Origin of the sequence: Burkholderia sp. LMG 13014 (genome assembly GCF_905232215.1) — a bacterium.
GTDB lineage: Bacteria > Pseudomonadota > Gammaproteobacteria > Burkholderiales > Burkholderiaceae > Burkholderia.
The window spans coordinates 1-3,371 of record NZ_CAJNKE010000620.1 but is presented as its reverse complement, the minus strand read 5'-3'; the positions used below and the strand labels follow the sequence as shown (position 1 = coordinate 3,371).

Here is a 3,371-nt window from a genome sequence, read left to right as displayed (position 1 = left end):
GACGCATGGCACACCCGGCAGCCGGTTTGATCGGCGAGAGGCCACGTCTCTCGCCGTTTTTTATTGGGCGCGCCCCCGGCTGCACCGTGCGCCGCAAGAATGCCGGAATCTTGCTATCGTGCCTTCATCCGAACTGCGATGAGGGAATGCGATGGAATTCGACTACGACCTGTTCGTCATCGGCGCCGGCTCGGGCGGCGTGCGGCTCGCGCGCATGTCCGCGTCATACGGCGCGCGTGTCGGCATAGCGGAAGAGGAGCAGATCGGCGGCACCTGCGTGCTGCGCGGCTGCATCCCGAAGAAGCTGCTCGTCTACGCATCGCACTACCCGCACGAAGTCGAGGACGCGAAGGGCTTCGGCTGGACCTTCGGCGCGGGCACGCTCGACTGGCCCGCGCTGATCGCCGCGAAGGATCGCGAGATCAACCGGCTCAGCGACATCTACATCAACCTGCTGCGGCAATCGGGCGTCGAGATGCACGCCGGGCGCGCGACGCTCGTCGATGCGCACACGGTCGCGATCGGCGAACGCACGATCCGCGCGCGCCACATCGCGATCGCGACCGGCTCGCGCCCGTCGCACCCGGCGCGGCCCGGCATCGAGCACGCGATCACGTCGCGCGAGGCGCTGTCGCTCGCCGCACTGCCCAAACGCATCGCGGTGGTCGGCGGCGGCTATATCGCGGTCGAGTTCGCGGGCATCTTCAACGGCTTGGGCAGCCACGTCGACCTGTTCTATCGCGGCGAGAAGATCCTGCGCGGCTTCGACGACGACGTGCGCCAGTTCCTGACCGACGAGATGACGAAGCAGGGCGTCGCGATCCACGCGCGCTCGGTGGTCGAGTCGATCGAGCGCGCGGACGACGGCACGCTGAGCGTGCGCGTCGGCGATGCGCGGCACGGGCCGTACGACCAAGTGCTCTATGCGACCGGCCGCGTGCCGAACGTCGACGGGCTCGGGCTCGAACAGGCGGGCGTGGCGCTCGATGCGCGCGGCGCGATTGCCGTCGATGCGTATTCGGCAACGTCGGTGCCGTCGATCCATGCGATCGGCGACGTCACGTCGCGGCCGCAGCTCACGCCGGTGGCGACGCGCGATGGCGGGCTGCTCGCCCGCACGCTGTTCGGCGGGTCACGCGTCGCGGCCGATCACGAATGGGTGCCGTCGGCGGTGTTCAGCCAGCCCGAAGTCGCGACGGTCGGCCTCACCGAAGCGACCGCGCGCGACCTGTACGACGGCGACGTCGATATCTACCGCACGTCGTTCAAGGCGCTGCGCCATACGCTGTCGGGCCGCGACGAGCGCACGCTGATGAAGCTCGTCGTCGCGCGCGACAGCCAGCGCGTGGTCGGCGCGCACATGGTCGGCCGCGATGCGGGCGAGATCATCCAGGGGATCGCGATTGCGATTCGCGCGGGCGCGACGAAGGCGCAGTTTGACGACACGATCGGCATTCATCCGACCGCGGCCGAGGAGTTCGTGACGATGCGGCAGAAGGTGGCTGACTAGCGGGAGCGCGTCGGCGCACGGCGGCAAGGGAACGGCTGCGTTTCGGCGCGGCCGTCGTTCGTCGATGTGGCCGCCGCTCAATGCACGCCGAACGCGTCGAGCAGCCGGTACCAGCTCATCGCGAGCACCAGTGCCGGCGTGCGCAATGCCTCGCCGCCCGGGAAGTCGCGATGGCGGATCTTGTCGAACAGGTCGAAGCGGCTCGCCTGCCCGTCGATCGCCTCGGCGATCAGCTTGCCCGCGAGCGCGGTCGTGTTCACGCCGTGCCCCGAGAACCCCTGCGCGAAATACATCGTCGGCGCGATGCGGCCGAAGTGCGGCGCACGGTTCATCGTGATGTCGACGAAGCCGCCCCACGCGTAGTCGACCTTCACGTCCGCGAGCTGCGGGAACGTCTTCAGCATGTCCGCGCGCATCGCCGCCGCGAGATCGCGCGGCTCCCGCGTCGAATAGCTGACCTTGCCGCCCCACACGAGCCGCGTGTCGGGCGCCGGCCGGAAATAGTCGAGCACGAAGCGGCTGTCGCAGATCGCCGCGCGCGCGGGCATCAGCGCGGCGGCGCGTGCGTCGCCGAGCGGTTCGGTCGCGATCACGTAGGTGCCGACCGGCATGATCTTCTTCGACAGCGCGGGCGCGAGCGTGCCGACGAAGGTATTGCACGCGAGCACGACGAAGCCCGCGCGCACGTTGCCGCCGCTCGTCTCGACGACGTGGCCGCCCGCGACGTCGCGCACGCGCGTCACGCAGCTGTCCTCGTGGATCCGCACACCCGCGTCGGTCGCCGCGCGGGCGAGGCCGAGCGTGTAGTTGAGCGGATGGAGGTGGCCGCTGTCGGGGTCGTACAGCCCGCCGCAATAGCGGGCAGACTGCACGTAGTCGCCGAGTTCGTCGGCTTCGACGAAGTGGAAGCGGTCGTAGCCGAAGCGCTTCGCGGCCTCGTCGCGCCAGCGCTTCAGCGCATCGGCGTCGCGCTCGGTGTTCGCGGCGGTCAGGTAGCCGGGCACCAGCGCGCAGTCGATGTCGTGCTTTGCGATGCGCGACTTCACGAGCGCCAGCGTTTCGAGCCCCATGTCCCAGATGCGCTTCACGTCGCCTTCCGGCATGAATTGCCCGAACGTGTCGATGTCGCACGCAAACCCGCCGATCAGCTGGCCGCCGTTGCGGCCGCTCGCCGCCCATCCGACCCGCGACGCTTCGAGCACGGTCACCGAATGGCCGCGCTCGGCGAGGTTGAGCGCGGCGGACAGGCCCGTGAGGCCCGCGCCGATCACGCACACGTCGGCATCGATCGTGCCGGCGAGCGGCGCGTGGCGGGTCGAATCGTTGGCGGTCGCCGCGTAGTAGGACGCGACGTGCGGCTGGTTGGCGAATGTCTGCATGGTCAGGAGAACGGAAGAGTTGGGCTCAGAACAGCTCGCGCACGCGGTGGTACAGCATTCCGAGTTCGAGTGCGGGTTGCCGCCATGCGTCGCCACCGGGGAAGCGCCGGTGACGCATGCGCGCGAACAGGTCGAACGCGCGTGTGTCGCCCGCGATCGCGCCGGCGACCGCGCGCCCGGCAATGCCGGTGAGCGCGACGCCATGCCCGCTGAAGCCCTGGACGTAGAAGAAGTTCGGGTCGAGCGTGCCGAAATCCGGCGCGCGGTTGCGCGTGACGTCGACGAAGCCGCCCCACGCGTGGTCGACGCGCACGTCGCCGAGCTGCGGGAATACGCCGACCATGCGGCGCCGGATCGTTTCGGCGAGCGTGGCGGGCGACGCGCCGGCCGAATTCGCGCGGCCGCCGAACAGCATCCGGTGGTCGGCCGACAGCCGGAAGTAGTCGAGGAAGAAGTTGTTGTCGCACACGGCTTCGCGTTGC

Annotated in this window: 3 protein-coding genes; 1 reads left to right on the top strand and 2 read right to left on the bottom strand. The window is 69.6% G+C overall.

The features are described 5' to 3' along the window. Nucleotides 1-151 precede the first annotated feature (151 nt). On the top strand, nt 152-1,510 hold the full coding sequence (gor, locus tag JYJ84_RS32005) for a glutathione-disulfide reductase (RefSeq protein ID WP_175222442.1): 1,359 nt from the start codon (nt 152-154) through the stop codon (nt 1,508-1,510). A gap of 77 nt (nt 1,511-1,587) precedes the next feature. On the opposite strand, the gene JYJ84_RS32000 is transcribed toward gor, so the two are convergent. Beyond that, nucleotides 1,588-2,889 carry an FAD-binding oxidoreductase gene (locus tag JYJ84_RS32000; RefSeq protein ID WP_175222443.1) on the bottom strand — a complete coding sequence of 434 codons (1,302 nt, stop codon included), beginning with the start codon at nt 2,887-2,889 and terminating at the stop codon, nt 1,588-1,590. A 25-nt stretch (nt 2,890-2,914) separates the two neighbouring features. Beyond that, on the bottom strand, nt 2,915-3,371 hold a 457-nt coding region (locus tag JYJ84_RS31995), incomplete at its 5' end, for an FAD-binding oxidoreductase (RefSeq protein ID WP_205189955.1).

What these genes read in the sequence shown, in the direction of transcription:
- gor (WP_175222442.1), top strand. Translation starts at nt 152, where the DNA reads ATGGAATTCGACTACGACCTGTTCGTCATCGGCGCCGGCTCGGGCGGC.
- JYJ84_RS32000 (WP_175222443.1), bottom strand. Translation starts at nt 2,889, where the DNA reads ATGCAGACATTCGCCAACCAGCCGCACGTCGCGTCCTACTACGCGGCG.